The 16,475-nt window shown below is 54.9% G+C and carries 11 protein-coding genes; 2 read left to right on the top strand and 9 right to left on the bottom strand.

All coding sequences use genetic code 11. The annotated features are described in order from the left end of the window. Positions 1-45 precede the first annotated feature (45 nt). The 9 genes from bamB to OGV69_RS22425 all read right to left on the bottom strand — a co-directional run bounded on the left by bamB (position 46) and on the right by OGV69_RS22425 (position 14,928). Positions 46-1,224: an outer membrane protein assembly factor BamB gene (gene bamB, locus OGV69_RS22385; RefSeq protein ID WP_069324460.1), complete on the bottom strand. Its 1,179-nt coding sequence runs from the start codon at positions 1,222-1,224 to the stop codon at positions 46-48. A 10-nt stretch (positions 1,225-1,234) separates the two neighbouring features. Then, positions 1,235-1,855, bottom strand: coding sequence for a YfgM family protein (locus tag OGV69_RS22390; RefSeq protein ID WP_038642608.1), 621 nt, complete (start codon positions 1,853-1,855; stop codon positions 1,235-1,237). A 13-nt stretch (positions 1,856-1,868) separates the two neighbouring features. Continuing rightward, positions 1,869-3,143, bottom strand: coding sequence for a histidine--tRNA ligase (gene hisS, locus OGV69_RS22395; protein WP_069324459.1), 1,275 nt, complete (start codon positions 3,141-3,143; stop codon positions 1,869-1,871). Between the two features lie 110 nt (positions 3,144-3,253). Then, a complete protein-coding gene (ispG, locus tag OGV69_RS22400) occupies positions 3,254-4,372 on the bottom strand; it encodes a flavodoxin-dependent (E)-4-hydroxy-3-methylbut-2-enyl-diphosphate synthase (protein ID WP_016154000.1) in 1,119 nt (372 codons plus the stop codon). Between the two features lie 26 nt (positions 4,373-4,398). Continuing rightward, on the bottom strand, positions 4,399-5,397 hold the full coding sequence (rodZ, locus tag OGV69_RS22405; protein ID WP_069324458.1) for a cytoskeleton protein RodZ: 999 nt from the start codon (positions 5,395-5,397) through the stop codon (positions 4,399-4,401). 285 nt (positions 5,398-5,682) lie between these two features. Beyond that, positions 5,683-6,849 carry a dual-specificity RNA methyltransferase RlmN gene (rlmN, locus tag OGV69_RS22410; RefSeq protein ID WP_003037713.1) on the bottom strand — a complete coding sequence of 389 codons (1,167 nt, stop codon included), beginning with the start codon at positions 6,847-6,849 and terminating at the stop codon, positions 5,683-5,685. Between the two features lie 250 nt (positions 6,850-7,099). Next, positions 7,100-7,531, bottom strand: a complete 432-nt coding sequence (gene ndk / locus OGV69_RS22415; RefSeq protein WP_003037710.1) for a nucleoside-diphosphate kinase — start codon at positions 7,529-7,531, stop codon at positions 7,100-7,102. 149 nt (positions 7,532-7,680) lie between these two features. Beyond that, positions 7,681-9,993: a peptidoglycan glycosyltransferase PbpC gene (gene pbpC, locus OGV69_RS22420; RefSeq protein ID WP_069324457.1), complete on the bottom strand. Its 2,313-nt coding sequence runs from the start codon at positions 9,991-9,993 to the stop codon at positions 7,681-7,683. Next, the gene (locus OGV69_RS22425) at positions 9,994-14,928 is read right to left on the bottom strand and encodes an alpha-2-macroglobulin family protein (protein WP_227409074.1); all 4,935 of its coding nucleotides are present in this window, start codon (positions 14,926-14,928) and stop codon (positions 9,994-9,996) included. Between the two features lie 206 nt (positions 14,929-15,134). Here OGV69_RS22425 and sseA point away from each other — a divergent pair, with 206 nt between their 5' ends. Together sseA and timP are read left to right on the top strand one after the other, a co-directional pair. Next, positions 15,135-15,986 carry a 3-mercaptopyruvate sulfurtransferase gene (gene sseA, locus OGV69_RS22430; RefSeq protein WP_069324455.1) on the top strand — a complete coding sequence of 284 codons (852 nt, stop codon included), beginning with the start codon at positions 15,135-15,137 and terminating at the stop codon, positions 15,984-15,986. 351 nt (positions 15,987-16,337) lie between these two features. Then, positions 16,338-16,454 (top strand): small toxic inner membrane protein TimP, encoded by a 117-nt coding sequence (gene timP, locus OGV69_RS22435; protein ID WP_247672820.1) that lies wholly within the window; start codon positions 16,338-16,340, stop codon positions 16,452-16,454. The last annotated feature ends 21 nt before the right edge of the window (positions 16,455-16,475 follow it).

A 16,475-nucleotide genomic window follows, 5' to 3' on the forward strand; every position in this document is an offset into this window, starting at 1 on the left:
GCCCCTGCACCAGGAGCCGTTTTTCAAAGCGAGCGGCCAGGACGATTAACGCGTAATGGAGTACAGCGTACCGTCTTTCGCCTGGATCAGCAGTTTACCATCCGCAGAGACTGGCTCGGTCAGGAAACCGGAGCTGTCGACTTTCTGCTGGGCAACAAAGCGACCATCTTCAACGTTAATCCAGTGCAGGTAGCCTTCGCTATCGCCCACAACCAAATTGCCGTTATACAATGCCGGAGACGTCAGCAGACGGTGCAACAGATCGCTTTGCGTCCACAGCGTCACGCCGCCGTCGGTGGTCAGCGCCAGTATGCGGTCGTTCTGATCGACCAGGTAGATACGGTTTCCATCGACGATGAAATCATTCACCGAGCCCAGTTCACGTTTCCACATAATCTGGCCACTGCGCAGATCCAGCGCGGTCAGGTTACCATTATAAGCCAGCGCGTAAACAACGCCATTGACGATAACCGGCGTGGTATCAACGTCACTCAGACGATCGATTTCCGTTGGGCCTGTCGCCTGAGAAATACGTTGCTGCCAAATCATCTGGCCCTGCTGCATCAGCACGGCGCTTACGCGACCGTTATCACCACCAACAATTGCTGCGCCAAAGGCCGTCGCAGGGGCAGATTCACCACGCAGAGACAGGGATGGCATGTCGAGGTTAACGGTCCACTTGATGGCGCCGTCAGCTTCGTTCAACGCCTGCAATTGACCGTTGCTGGTGTGGATTAATACCATGCCATCGCTCACAACCGGACGGGACAGCGCTTCACCGGCAACTTTCGTTTGCCATGCGGTGGTACCGTCGCTGGTATTCAACGCATACACCTGCGCTTTTTCACTGCCAATGTAAACATGACCACCGGACACGGTTACGCCGCCAGAAAGCTGTGCAGATGCACGGGAGAACCAACCGTCTTTCTCACCCAGATTAACAGACCACACTTCTTTGCCGTCGTCTGCGTTCAACGCTTTCACGACACCTGCGCGATCGGCTGCATAGACAACGTTATCCGCCAGCGCAGGATGAAGATTGGAATAGAAATCACCAATACCGTTGCCCACGGAAGTGCTCCAGTCCGTAGACGGAGTAAACTGGTTTTCAACCACCGGTAATGGGGACATCTTAACGACATCTTCTTCGCCACTAAACAGTGAACAGCCGCTCAATAGGGTAACGGAAAGCAGCCCTGGCAGAAGTAATTTACGCAATTGCATCGGGTCCCTCTCAGATGGACAAATTATTGATTTTCATCTGCATCATTTCGCTCAGAGCAGGAGAGGCATCGCTTTTCACACCCGCTTCCCATGCGCTACGCGCACCTTGTTTGTCGCCCTTGCTCAGCAACGCTTCACCGCGCAGATCGGCAACAATGGCCGTCCACCCTTCACCTTTAATGGTGTCGAGTGTTTTCAGCGCGGTATCAGCCTGTTTAAGCTGAACCTGAACACGAGCCAGACGCAGGTTAATCACCGCTTTGAGATTCTCATCGCTGGTTGCAGCCAGGCCTTGTTGCAGCTGGCTTGCGGCTTTCTCAAGTTCATTTTGGTCAACAAACTGCTGCGCAAGTTCCAGTGAAGCTAACGCGCCGTAGGTATTTTTATTCTCTGCTGCAAATTTCTCTGCCGCAGGAATGCTATCCGCTTTACCCGCGCTAACCGCGGTCACCGTATTTTGGTATGCCAGAGAAGCAGAGCGTGCGGACTCCGTCTGATGGCTGGTCCAGTAACGCCAGCCAACCAGTGCGCCAACCCCTAAAATTATCCCAACCGCCAGCGCTTTGCCGTTTTCGGCAAAGAAGCGTTTTACCGCATCAACCTGGTCGTGTTCGTTCTCGTAAATTTCCACGCTGTCCTTCTCCTTAGCCCAGTAGAGTGCGCAAATGCGCGGCAACGCCATCCTGCGCTACTGCCGTTTGCTCACCAGAGCGCAAATCCTTCACTACAACAGTACCGTCAGCCACTTCGGACTCACCCAGTACCAGTGCAACGCGGGCGCCCCACTTATCGGCACGGGCAAACTGTTTCTTAAAGTTGCCGCCGCCGTGGTTGGTCATCAGTTTCACACCAGGAACTTCATCACGCAGACGTTCCGCAAGCCGCATTGCTGCCGACTGTGTGTCTGTGCCTGAAGCAACCAGGTATATATCGACAACAGGGGAGGCAATAAATTCCGGATTCACTGCCTGAACTAACAAAACAAGGCGTTCCAGGCCCATGGCGAAGCCCACAGCTGGCGTTGCGCGACCGCCCAGTTGCTCTACCAGACCGTCGTAACGACCACCGGCACACACGGTACCCTGCGAGCCCAGACTGCTGGTAACCCACTCAAATACGGTGCGGTTGTAGTAATCAAGACCACGAACCAGACGCTGATTAACGGTGTAGGCAATCCCTGCGGATTCCAGTAGTTTGCACAGACCCGCGAAATGCTCGCGAGAGTCGTCATCGAGATAATCACCCAGCGCAGGTGCGTCGTTGAGCAGCGCCTGCACTTCTGGGTTTTTGGAGTCAAGCACGCGCAGCGGGTTGGTGTACATGCGACGCTTGCAGTCTTCGTCCAGTTTCTCTTTATGCTGTTCCAGATAGGCGACCAGCGCATCACGGTAGTTAGCACGGGCTTCAAGCGAACCAATTGAGTTCAACTCCAGGCTAACATGTTGAGAAATACCCAGCGCGCGCCACCAGCGAGCGGTCAGCATAATCAGTTCAGCATCGATGTCCGGGCCCTGCAGGCCAAACACTTCGACACCCAACTGATGGAACTGACGATAGCGTCCTTTCTGCGGACGTTCGTGGCGGAACATCGGCCCGATATACCACAGACGCTGTTCCTGATTGTACAGGAGACCATGTTCAATGCCGGCGCGTACGCAGCCCGCAGTCCCTTCAGGACGCAGAGTCAGGCTGTCGCCATTTCTGTCCTCAAAGGTATACATCTCTTTTTCAACCACGTCGGTAACTTCACCGATCGCGCGTTTGAATAACGGGGTCTGCTCTACAATCGGCAAGCGGATTTCACTGTAACCGTAGCTACCGAGCACGTTTTTGAGTGTGCCTTCAATGCGCTGCCAGATGGCGGTTTCGCCAGGCAGATAATCGTTCATGCCGCGAATGGCTTGAATGTTTTTTGCCACGTTTATTCTCTTTATGAATATAAAAATGAACCCTCAGCGCTAACCCGAACAATGCGGGCGCCATGCGGGTTCAATCATACACGGGAAGCACGCCGCTTCCCATCACGTTGTTATTTTTCAAGCTGCTGCACGTCGATACGGCGCGCTTCGTCCAGGATACTCGCTTTAGCGCGAATACGGGCTTCAAGCTGCGTGATCATATCGTCGTTGTCGAGTCGGTCCTTACGCACACCGTCTTCGTACAGGCCACTTTTCTTATTACCGCCCGTCACGCCCAGCGTAGAAACCAGCGCTTCACCAGGACCGTTTACCACACAGCCGATGATCGAAACATCCATTGGCGTAATGATGTCTTCCAGACGTTGCTCCAGCGCGTTAACCGTACCGATAACGTCGAATTCCTGACGTGAGCAGGTTGGACAAGCGATGAAATTGATCCCGCGCGCGCGAATGCGCAGCGATTTCAAAATATCGAAGCCCACTTTGATCTCTTCCACCGGATCGGCAGCCAGAGAAACACGCAGCGTATCGCCGATCCCTTCTGATAGCAGCAATCCTAAACCGATCGCGGATTTCACCGCCCCGCTACGTGCGCCACCGGCTTCGGTGATCCCCAGATGCAGCGGTTGATCGATCTGTTTCGCCAGCAGGCGATAGGATTCTACGGCGAGGAAAACGTCAGAGGCTTTAACGCTGACTTTGAATTGATCGAAGTTCAAACGATCGAGGTGATCCACATGACGCATAGCGGATTCCAGCAGCGCCTGCGGCGTCGGTTCACCGTATTTTTCCTGCAGATCTTTTTCCAGCGATCCGGCGTTTACGCCGATGCGGATAGGAATATTTTTATCACGAGCGCAGTCTACTACCATGCGGATGCGTTCTTCATTACCGATATTGCCTGGGTTGATACGCAGACAGTCAACGCCGTATTCCGCCACTTTCAGCGCGATACGGTAGTCGAAGTGAATATCGGCAACCAGCGGGACATTAACCTGCTGTTTGATAAGCTTGAACGCTTCTGCAGCATCCATTGTCGGTACAGAGACACGAACAATATCTGCGCCTACGCGTTCCAGCGCTTTGATCTGATTAACCGTCGCTTCCACGTCAGTGGTGCGCGTATTGGTCATAGACTGTACGGCGATGGGCGCGCCATCGCCGATCGGCACGTTCCCAACGTAAATGCGTGTCGATTTTCTACGTTGAATTGGAGCCTGGTTATGCATTAAAAAATCTCCCGCATTGCCGTCTGTTACTGAGCCGGTGATTGTTCGGCATTAACGGTCAGACGTGCAACCTGGTTAGTTCTGATAAAACGACTCAGATCGACAGGTTTACCCTGGAACTGAATCTGCACTGCCGCCGGAGCGCCAATTTTCAGTTTGTACGGCGCCTGACCGGTCAAATTCAGATTACCGTCTTTACGCTGCATACCGCTGAACAATTTTTTACCGGTCGCATCGGTTACTTCCAACCAGCAATCGGCGGTAAAGTTCATTACCAGTGCGTTAGGATCGGCTGCTGGGGTACTTACACCCGCCTGGTCAGTCGGCAGCGGGGCCGCATTTGTTGGCGCTGTTGGCGCTGCGGTTGCGGTATCCACATTGGCCTGAGACGGCGCTACAACAGCATTCTGTTGCGCATCCGCGGCTGGCGCCGGGGTTGACGGAGCATCCGTCGATGGCGCGGCGTCCGCCACTGCGCCATCGCCCGCAGCCGACGTTGTCTCCTGACCTGCTGCGGCGCTGGTATCTAACGGTATATTCTGCGCAGTGTCTTTACCGGCATTCAGCTCAGCAGAAGATTGATCGGCCATGGTGCTGATCTCTTCCTGCTGCGCTTTATGGTTCTGCCACCACCAGGCGCCTGTCAGTCCGACAACAACAAACAGCACCAGCCAGGTGAAGGTCATTAACCAGCCATCGCGCTTTTTACGACGCTTACCGAGCGAGAAGCTCTGCATCGGCGCGACTTTAGCAGGGCGAACTGGAGCCTGTTTTTCCAGCCCCGGCAACAGTTCTTCTTCAGGAATATGCACCAGACGCGCATAAGAACGGATGTACCCACGCAGGAATGTTGAAGCGAGATCGGCTGGTGCCTTATCTTCTTCAATATCGCGTACCGTGGAGACCTTCAGGCACAGTCGTTCCGCGACTGCCTGTTGGCTGAATCCGAGTTGTTCACGGGCATTGCGCAGACGAACGCCGGTGGAGAGTGCTTCATTTTTGTCGTGCGTGGCTTCAGTATTCATTCGCTACAGCTGCGTAAATTTGGGTTCTGGCGCCGGCGAGTCACAATGCTCACCCACACCGCGAAACATCTGGTCAGTTAACCTTCGTCAGACAGTATAAAACGGTCAGACTACCAATGACAAAAAAGCGTAAACCTGAGGGCTAAACTCTTGTTGCGCCGTTACATACTGCCTTAAAGTCGACAAAAACGCACCGTTATTATTGACCTGACGACAACAACCAAAGAACCTCCCCTGGCTTACATTGCACTACGGTACAAGAATTATACCGTAGTGCGCTCGACATCAAACGGTTTTGATGTCGATAGCATCACCCTGCATACGCTTGCGCAGAGTACGCTTGGTACGGTCGATAACGTCGCCTGCCAATTGGCCGCAGGCTGCATCGATATCATCGCCACGTGTTTTACGCACGATGGTGGTGAAACCATAGCTCATCAACACTTTGGAGAAACGATCGATACGGCTGTTAGAGCTACGACCATACGGTGCGCCAGGGAACGGGTTCCATGGGATCAGGTTGATCTTACACGGCGTGTCTTTCAGCAGTTCAGCCAGTTGATGCGCGTGTTCGGTACCGTCATTAATGTGATCCAACATGACATACTCAATGGTCACACGACCCTGGTTGGCGTTGGATTTCTCCAGATAACGACGCACTGCCCCGAGGAACGTTTCGATATTGTACTTTTTGTTGATAGGCACAATTTCGTCACGAATTTCATCGTTCGGCGCATGCAGAGAGATCGCCAGCGCGACGTCAATCATATCGCCCAGCTTATCCAACGCAGGTACAACCCCTGAGGTGGAAAGCGTAACGCGACGCTTGGACAGCCCGAAACCGAAGTCATCCAGCATGATTTCCATCGCCGGCACCACGTTAGTCAGGTTGAGCAACGGCTCGCCCATCCCCATCATCACCACGTTGGTGATAGGACGAACACCTGTTGCTTTTACCGCGCCGACGATTTTCGCCGCACGCCAAACCTGACCAATGATTTCCGACACTCGCAGGTTACGGTTAAATCCCTGTTGCGCCGTAGAGCAGAATTTACACTCTAATGCACAACCAACCTGTGAAGAAACACACAGGGTCGCGCGATCGTCTTCCGGGATATAAACGGTTTCAACGCGCTGATCGCCAACCGCGATAGCCCATTTGATCGTGCCGTCAGAGGAACGCTGCTCTTCCACCACTTCCGGGGCGCGAATTTCAGCGACTTCTTTCAGCTTGTTACGCAGCACCTTATTGATGTCAGTCATGTCATCAAAGTTGTCGCTGCAATAGTGGTACATCCACTTCATGACCTGATCGGCACGAAACGGCTTTTCGCCCATTTCTTTGAAGAATTCGCGCATTTGCTGACGGTTCAGATCCAGCAGGTTAATTTTTCCATTTTTATTTGGAACCGCAGGAATGACGACTTCAGAGGTGTTAACTAATTCAGACATAATTTTTTCCGGCCTCGTTGTTACACGTTGTGGCCCGTGGAGGGTTAAAAAGAAACGCCCCGGCAAGCGGTCTGCTCTTCCGGGGCGTTGCATTGTACAAAGTCTGGCGCAGGGATGCCACGTTTGCACGAAGCATTAGCGAAAATAATATGTAAAGAAAGAACGTAGGCCTGATAAGACGCCTCGCGTCGCCATCAGGCAAAGCAGAGCCGGATGCGCAAACGCTTATCCGGCCTACAGGACGAGCTTATTAGCGCGTACGCGGGCAAACCTCGCCCTCACCGAAGAAATAGGCGATTTCGCGAGCGGCAGATTCAACGGAATCAGAACCGTGAGTCCCATTTTCGGTGAAGCTGTCAGCGTAGTCGGCACGCAGGGTACCGGCCAGCGCGTTCGCCGGGTTGGTAGCGCCCAGCAGATCACGATGACGCTGTACGGCGTTTTCGCTTTCCAGAACGGAAACAACGATCGGACCGGAGGTCATGAATTCAACCAGACCGTCAAAGAACGGTTTGCCGTCGTGCTCAGCATAAAAGCCACGCGCCTGCTCAACGGTCAGGTGCAGCATTTTAGTCCCTACAATCTTGAACCCTGCAGCTTCAAAGCGCGCAAAGATGCTCCCAATAACGTTTTTTGCCACCGCGTTTGGTTTAATGATGGAAAAAGTACGTTCAATAGCCATTGATAACCTCTGTAATATGTTCTGTTGTTGTCTATATAGATGTACGACCTGGCGCGGATTATAAAGAGCATCCCGGCAATTGACTATTGATGAAGATAACATTTCTTTAAAATAAGATGAGTTTTAGCAACAAATACTCACCAACTGGTCTATTGCACCGAAAATCTCACCGTCGCCACCTGTCCGGCGTCATCCATCACCAGCAGTTGGTAATCCCCTTTGGCCGTCAGACGTAGCGTCAGGTGACGCCCGCGCTCGTCCAGACGTTGTCCGTTAAGAAACCACCAGCGATCGCCTGTTCCACCGCTGGTTTGCACCGGCAATGAAGCCTCTGGAGAACCAGGTAAACGCTTCACAATCGCGCCATCGCGCAGACCTGTCAACTGCAACGGTAACCCGGGATCCTGCCCCAACGGCGAACATGTGGCAGAAACAGGCGGTAATCTCGCCCCACGGCGCTCTGCTTCCGGCAGCCATGGTTCAAGCGGCAAGGGCCAGACGATAAGCGTCTGTTCGCGCGCCTGCGGGCAATCCGCCGCCACGCGTTTGCCCTCTCCGTCCAGCCAGACAGGGAAACGAATGCCGTTAACACCTTCCTGCTCAGGTAATAACAGTGTTGGCGGCTGACTGCCATCCAATAGCCAGGTTGCCAGACGGCGGCGACAGTTACTGTCTCCAGCCGCAAGAGATTGCCCGCCCGGCCAACATACCACGCCGCGGCTAACGGATTCAGGACGGGGGTCTTCCGGCTGATTCGTCCCGCGAGAGAGCAGCAGATTGTTGACCTGATTGAGCACAGGTACGGCGCTGGCAAAGCCAAACTGCCCCACCACCGGTGTACCGTCGGGCCTGCCGGTCCAGATGCCAATCACATAACGGGCGTTAATCCCAATCGCCCACGCATCGCGATAGCCATAGCTGGTACCCGTTTTCCACGCCAGAGGAACCACTCTGCTCAGTGCGTTATCCGGTAGCGGTTGTGCTTCGTCAGCCATAATCCGGCGAATAATCCACGCCGCGCCTGCCGACATCAGCGGACGCTCCAGTAGCGGGTCTGCCGGCTGCAGACGCAATTTACCCGCCTTCCCGTGGCGGGCAAAGGCGCTATACGCCGCCACCATATCATCAAGCCTTGCCCCCGCCCCGCCTAAAATCAGCGACAGATTCGGCGCAGCCCCTGCGGGCAGATATAACGGTAAACCGACGTTACGTAACGATGCGGCAAAACGCTTCGGGCCATAGGCTTCCAGTACCTGAACCGCGGGTAAATTCAGCGAACGTACCAGCGCCTCGCTCATACTTACCGGTCCGTGAAAACCACTGTCAAAATTCCCCGGTCGATAATCACCGGTTCGCCGTGGTACATCCTGCAACAACGAAGCGGGATGAATTAATCCGTCATCCAGCGCCAAACCATAGATAAACGGCTTCAGCACCGATCCCGGCGAGCGGATCGCATTCACCATATCCACATGACCAAAGCGGGAGTCATCATTCATATCCACTGACCCCACCCAGCCACGCACGCTCATATCGGTGTGATCGACCACAATCATCGCCAGCGAACTGCGCGCCGGCAATCGCCCTTTCCAGTTTTGCGCCAGCTCTTCGAGTTGCCGCTGCAACCCGGCGTCAAGGGTAGTCACGATTTTATCGCTGCGGCTTTTTCCCAGCATCATGCGCGAAAATAACGGCGCTAACTGCGGCATCTGCCTGGGGGCCAGCCAGACCGGCTCTTCGCGTGACTCCTGCACCTGTTTTGCGGACCAAATGCCCTGAATTGCCATACGTTCGAGCACTTTATTACGCGCCGCTTCAGCGCGCTCCGGCCAACGGTCCGGACGCAGACGGCTCGGCGCCTGTGGCAGCACAGCCAGCAATGCTGCATCGGAGTAGCTCAGTTGTGCAGGCGATTTGCCAAGATAGGCCCAGCTCGCTGCGCCCACGCCTTGCAGCGTGCCGCCAAACGGCGCACGGTTAAGATACAGCGTCAGAATGTCGCGCTTGGACAGATGCCATTCCAGTTGCAACGCGCGCCAGAGCTGGCGAAACTTACCGCCAAAGGTGCGTGGGTGGGGATCGAGTAAACGCGCCACCTGCATGGTGAGCGTGCTGCCGCCTGAAACGACGCGCCCGGATGAGAGGTCCTGCCACGCCGCGCGCAGTACTGAAAACGGATTGACCCCGGGGTGTTTCCAGAACCAGCGGTCTTCGTAATTGATTAAGGCCTGAAGGTAGCGGGGGGATACCTCATCAATCGTCACCGGATAACGCCAGATACCGTCCGCGTCGGCAAAGCGCCAGAGAGGCGTACCATCGTGCGCCACCACGACACGCGCGGGATCCACCTCATGAAGCGGCAGCGGCCAGATTTTGTCTGCCGCCCAAATCGCCATCACAAACACTAGCGCAACGACTGCCAGCCAGAGCCAGCAGCCGCGTTTACCCAACCCGCGCATCATTTATGGTCTGACAATCAAAAGCCCCTCTGCCGCACCGGTTGCCCGCCACTGCGGAACATACATTGATTCCACCTGCGGGACGGGAACCTGATACGTTCCCGGTGTTACTGCTCTCGCCAGATAGACCAGCGTAACCGGCTGTCCTTCATTGACCGCCACCGCAGCGACAAAGCGATCGTCACGGAACTCAATATGCTGGATATCCGCCTGCTGCATCTGATTGAGCAGGTTCGCCACTTCGTTACCGCTATCCTGCAGACTGGCGCTGCCGTTAGCCAGATTCTGGTTTTCCAGCTCCAGTCCGGCAGGCAGTAAGTCGACGACCAGCGCATCCGGCACGTTCTGGCTGGCTTTAACGTCCAGCCAGACCAGCACCAGTTCGCCGCTGCGCAGAGAATCCAGTGATTTGCTGCTCCCGTCGAGTCCCAGGATCTGACGTTCAATATGCAGGACGTTGCTGGCAGGCGTCGGTGCGGTTTGCGGATAACCACTGACATCCAGACGCAGCCACAGCGGCAGATTACCGGTATTCGTGACGCTCAGCGTGGACAGCTCGTCGGCATCCAGATTCCGGGTTTGCGATTTATCACCTGCTAACGGCTGTTCAGAGAGTGATGTTTGCGCCTGCCACGTGCCAGGTAAATCCTGTAACGTACGCGCGGCAAGGAACAACGCATTATTTTCCTGAGTAGAGAGCCAGCGCTGACCAAAGGCCTGTTCTGACAATGTGTTCAGCAACATATTCTGCTCTTCAGGTTTGAGCTTGTTCTCTTCCAGCAATGCCAGCATCAGCGCGTTGTCGCGTAGCTGACTGCCGTAATCCGCCATCCACTGTTGTGCATCGCGACGCGGTGTATTCAGCGCCAACGTAAGCGCCTGTTCACTGCGATTAGCATCGCCCATGTTTTTCAGCGCGATCCCCAGTTGCAACAGCGGCAAACCAGAAGCCGCCTGAGCGCGGCGCTCCCAGATTTCACGCAGTGCGCCAAGCGGGGCTTTTTGCTGACGAGCCAACACCAGCGCGGCGTAGGCCTGTACAGCAAACCGGCTTGCAGACGAGTCATCGGTATAACGAATCGACATCATCCCCGGATCCTGCAAATAACGCAGCAGCCGCTCGTTCCCCCGGTTAATCACCTCAACCGGGACGCTGTAGCCTTGTTCGTTCGCGCGGACGAGGAAATCCATTACGTACGCGGTCAGCCAGTACTCTTCCGGCCCGTTCTTATCCCACAGCGCAAAACCGCCGTTATCGCGCTGCATTTGCAGTAAACGGGAAATGCCAATCTCTACTGCCGCACGGCGTTTTTCATCACTGTCGCCCGCGATACCTAATGCCTTCAGTTGCGCGACATTGGTGTATAAAGAGGGGAACAACCCGCTCGCCGTTTGCTCAAGGCAACCGTAAGGGTAAGCTTTCAGTTCACGGATGTAGCGCGCCAGATTCAGCGGCGGCTTACCGCTGAACAGCAGTTGCCCCTGCATCGTCACAGGAGAGAAATTAGCCAACTCTTCGCCTGGCAGCTGCCAGGTTGCCCCCGGCTGGAGCGCAACGCCATTATTGACAGTTTGCGCGGGAAACGCCGGGCGCACGCCAATCTTCCACTGTTTGTGCTGCACAGGCAGCGTTTCCCCTGGCAAAGACAGACCGCTAATCTGCGCCTGAATTTCACCCTCGCCAAAGCCTTCCCGCGCGCGCACCGGAATAAACAGCGTAGTCCGTACGCCTGGCGCCAGATTCACAGGCGCAAGATCTTGCCCTATCAGTTCCAGTAAACCGCTGGCCGCGAGGTTAATATTCAGCGTCTGTGGTTTATCGGTCAGGTTGGTCACGTCCAGCGTCAGGCGCGAAGTATCTCCCCCCGCCAGAAAGCGCGGCATGTTCAGTTCAGCAATCACCGGCGCGGCGACAATCACTTTGCTTTCGCTGCTGCCAAAGTCATCCGCCGTCCAGGCCTGCGCCATGACCCGCAGCTCGCCGTTGAAATCACCAATCGGTAACGTCACCGTACCTTCGCCCTGCTCGTTAAGCGTGACCGGTAACGCCTGTTGCGCCACGATATTGACGTGATTAACCGGAGGCTTACCGCCACGCTTTAACTCATCGCCATCGCCACCAAAGCGCAGCGCCGCCAGACGACCTTGCCCTTCAATTACCTGACCGTAGATATCATAAATATCCGCACCATAGCGTTTTTGCCCGAAAAACGCCTGCCATGGGTCGGGCGTAACGTAATCAGTGATGTTCAACACCCCGCTATCAACGGCAGAGACCAGTACGTTAACCTGTTTTGGCACGTCGCCATTTTTAACGCTGGCTTTGATCTTGACGGTTAACGGCTGATTTGGGCGTATTTTCGCCGGACTTTCCAGCACCAGTCCCAGACGACGATTTTCATCGCCCAGCGGTAAATGCAGCAACCCAACCGCCCGTTTTGGCGTCGCCGAACGGGATTTGTCGCCAGGACGAACCACCAGCGCACTGAGATACAAATCGTGGCGATTCCAGGTTTTATCGACTGGAATAGTGAGGTCCAGGCCATTCGCAGGCACGTCTATTTCTTGCCACCACAACGGTCCTTCGCTGGATTCTACCATCGCATAACCTTTGCCAGCCGCGGGGGCGGCAACATGCAGCTTCATGGTATCGCCAGGACGATAGCCGGGTTTATCCAGTTTCAGGGTCACACGATCGGGGCGAACAGAGCCGCTGCCGTCGCTATTATCCTGCCAGCTATAACCCGCCCAGAAGCGCACGCTGCTCACCGCATCATTCGGCGCTTTTACTTCCAGACGATAGGCGCCCCACTCAACCGGAAAGCTCACTTTACCGGTTTCATCAGCCTTAAGATCCAGAGTCTGCTCACCTTCGATCAGATCTTTTTGATCAAACTGCGATTGCCAGCCCTCGCCTTCAGTCCAGTTCCAGTAATAATCACGACGTTCGCGGATCAAACGCACCTGCAAGCCGGACACCGCTTTTTTATCACCTTGCGCATCGGCATACACAATATCGAAAGCGGCATTGCTGTCTTCATCGACGATAGGCTGATTCACCGTGGTGTCAGTGCGATAATCATAAACAGATTTCGCCGCAAACTGCGGTCGAATCCCCGGCAGCGTATCCGCAGGCCAGATGGCTTGTTCAACCCGACGCGTCACCGGGCGGCCACCCGACTCCAGCAGGCTGGCTTGCAACACCACCTGTAACGGGGAATGCGTCTCCTGCCACTGGCTGTTGGCGGTCACTTCGCCGCGACCGTGATCGTCCAGCGTGAGCTGAACTTCATCGAGACTGCGGGAAAGGTTTTCTTCGGCAATATTACCAAACTGAAACCCCGGTAGTGTCTGCACCGCTTCGCGTAACGGGCGCAGGAAAAGCTGCCCTTGCAGAGCGTTGCCGTTGGCGGGCGCGCCGTACAGGTAGTAACCCACCACCGAGAATTTCACTTCATCAGTTGGCGCTACCGGCATTTTGCTGGCGGTGAGATTGAGCGCCATCCGCTCTGGCATAAAATCTTCAACGTGGAAATCCCACATCCGCGACGGGTTGTCGCCAGTATTGGCGCGAATATGCCACATACCGGTCGGCGCGCTGCTATCCAGCGGCCAGCTAAAGCGGTACAGACCGTTCTCCGGCTGGCTGACAACCGAGCGTAAAACCTGTCCGTCGGGCTTGACCACTTCCAGCTTCACCGGCTGGTCGGGCAACGTTTTACCGTCGCTGTCACGTAGTAATCCATTGAGGATCACCGTTTCACCGGGGCGATAGAGATCGCGCGGACCAAACATAAAGAACTGTTTGCTGTATCCCGGCGCGCCGGCAATATCAAACTCAGCCAGATCCAATGCCGGAAGTTTCAGGTCAAGCAGCGTAGTCTGCCCGTCTTTGCGGGCCAGCAATAAGGCAGCTTCTTTATCAGTCTTGAGCTGTACATGCCCCTGCGCGTCACTGGTGGCTTGCGCCAGCGTCTGCCCTTTTTCATTGAGTAATGTGACGTCAATGCCCTGCTGCGCAGCGCCGTTTTCCAGACTCTGCGTAAAGATATCCAGTTGATTATGGTAACGATGCGCTGACACACCAATATCGCTGAGCGTAAACAGCGTCGCGGCATTACTGTAGTTGTATTTTCCGGCCTGATTCATCACCGCGATGTAAACGCCGGCCTGCTGCAACGGTTTGATTTCGCTCAGCGGCAGCAACAGCTTTTCGCGAGTGTTGCGCGCAGGGTTGAGGTCAAAGCGTCCGGTATAGACCAGTTCCGCCATTTTCAGCAGATTATCGGATTCCCAGTTCGACAACGAATTGCGGTATTCCCACTGGCTGACAAACGCGCCGAGCGACTCTGGCTTCACGCGATAAAAATTCACATCCACACTGTTAACGTTGAGCGCCATCACCGGCAGCCCTTCAATCACTTTTCCCGGCAGTAGCGAACCGCGACTGGCGAACCCTACGCTCGGCTGGACGTCACGTGTGGTGATATTTTTTTCATAATCGATACCAAACGTCGCTTTATTCAGCGCCAGTAAATCACGCTCAATGGTAACCACCAGTTCCCGGTTAGGTTCGAGGTGCCGCAAGCGTAGCTCTTTCAAGTTTGGCGCCAGCTCCCAGGCACCATCGACTTTGCCGCTTTTTTTATCGACAACGTGCACTACGCGGGAAAAATCCTGTTCCGGATCGAGGGGAATGGAGAAGGTCAACACGAACGTTGCCGCGCCGTCGAGCTGGACCTCTGAGGCATCTAACAGCGTCAGCGACTTGCCCTGACTTTGTTGCATCAGCTTTTCTAACTGGGCCTTGTCTTTTGCGGGCGCAGTCTGCGGAGCAGGTGCATCCGGCTTCGCAGCCGTCGTCGATTTTTCGTTATTATTATCACACCCGACAAGTGCCAGCATCAGCATGCAGGCCGCTACGCGTAAATGTTTCATTTTTCATCCCTGGCCATAGTGGCCCGTTAGCTACGTAGAACAACTATTATGCGTTAGTTTTCAGGCTGTGGAAGCCAGTAAATGAACAACGTTGTCCTAATTTTCGTGATTAATGTGGATTCACCTGACAAATCAGCCTCTTTTACTTGTCGCTTTGCACTAAACGTCCGACAATTTGCCAAAACCTGGTAAAAATGGAGATGCCTATGACCACCGCCTTCTTTGTCGCTGCCGACTGGCTTGCCGAACACATTGACGACCCGGAAATACAAATCCTTGATGCCCGGATGGCACCTCCAGGTCAGGAAGATCGCGATGTTGGCGAGGAGTATCGCGCAGGTCATATTCCTGGCGCCGTTTTTTTTGATATTGAAGCGCTTTCCGACCATACCTCGCCGTTGCCGCACATGATGCCGCGCCCGGAAGCCTTCGCTGTCGCGATGCGCGAATTGGGTATTCATCAGGATAAACATCTGGTTGTCTACGATGACGGCAATCTGTTTTCGGCGCCGCGCGCATGGTGGATGCTGCGGACTTTTGGCGTCGAGAATGTCTCCATTCTGGCGGGCGGTCTTGCTGGCTGGCAGCGCGATGAGCTCATGCTGCAGGAAGGAAACGAGGAGTTACCCGAAGGCGAATTTAACGTCGCATTTACGCCTGAAGCCGTGGTGCGCGTCACCGATGTGCTGCTGGCCAGTCATGAAAAAACGGCGCAGATCGTCGATGCCCGCCCGGCTGCGCGTTTTAATGCCGAAGTTGACGAGCCGCGTCCAGGCCTGAAGCGTGGTCATGTACCCGGTGCGCTTAACGTACCGTGGACAGAGCTGGTTCGTGACGGCGAACTCAAAACTACCGATGAGCTGGATGCTATTTTCTTCAGCCACGGCGTGAGCTTTGACCGCCCCATTATCGCCAGCTGCGGCTCCGGCGTAACGGCTGCCGTGGTGGTACTGGCGCTTGCCACGCTGGATGTTTCGAACGTCACACTGTATGACGGGGCGTGGAGCGAATGGGGAGCGCGCAACGATTTACCGGTAGAACCATCTGAGGCTAAATAAAATCTGATTTACTCATCTTTTTCGCCCACAAAAAAACCGCCCAAATGAGCGGTTTTTTTGTGCCAGTCCGGTTCGCGGCCTTTCCAGCAGGCTATGTCACCATAGCAATGCAAGCGCGTCTCAGCAAACAAATACTCCCTTTTAAGGGAGCGAAAGTCAAGTTGATTAGCAGGGAAACTATTCAATATTTAGCGTATTATCTTCCCCGGCCCTTTCCGCCGTCTCGCAAACGGGCGCTGGCTTCAGGAAAGGATGTCCCATGGCCGTTTATGCAAGCGCGTCTCAGCGCTTGCTATCGCGGCATTATCGCCAGTGGTGCTGTCGTGATGCGGTCTTCGCATGGACCGCGCAATGAAGATACGATACTTCTGTATCGTGCTTGTTGTTTCTGGCGCGTTGTGTCTTCACGGGGATCGGGATTACCCAGGTAATTCCATACGCGTGACGCTCAGCACCCAGGGCAAGTAAGCCTGGTAGCCGCCCTTCGGG

This window comes from Citrobacter sp. Cc139 (assembly GCF_030334645.1).
GTDB lineage: Bacteria > Pseudomonadota > Gammaproteobacteria > Enterobacterales > Enterobacteriaceae > Citrobacter > Citrobacter werkmanii.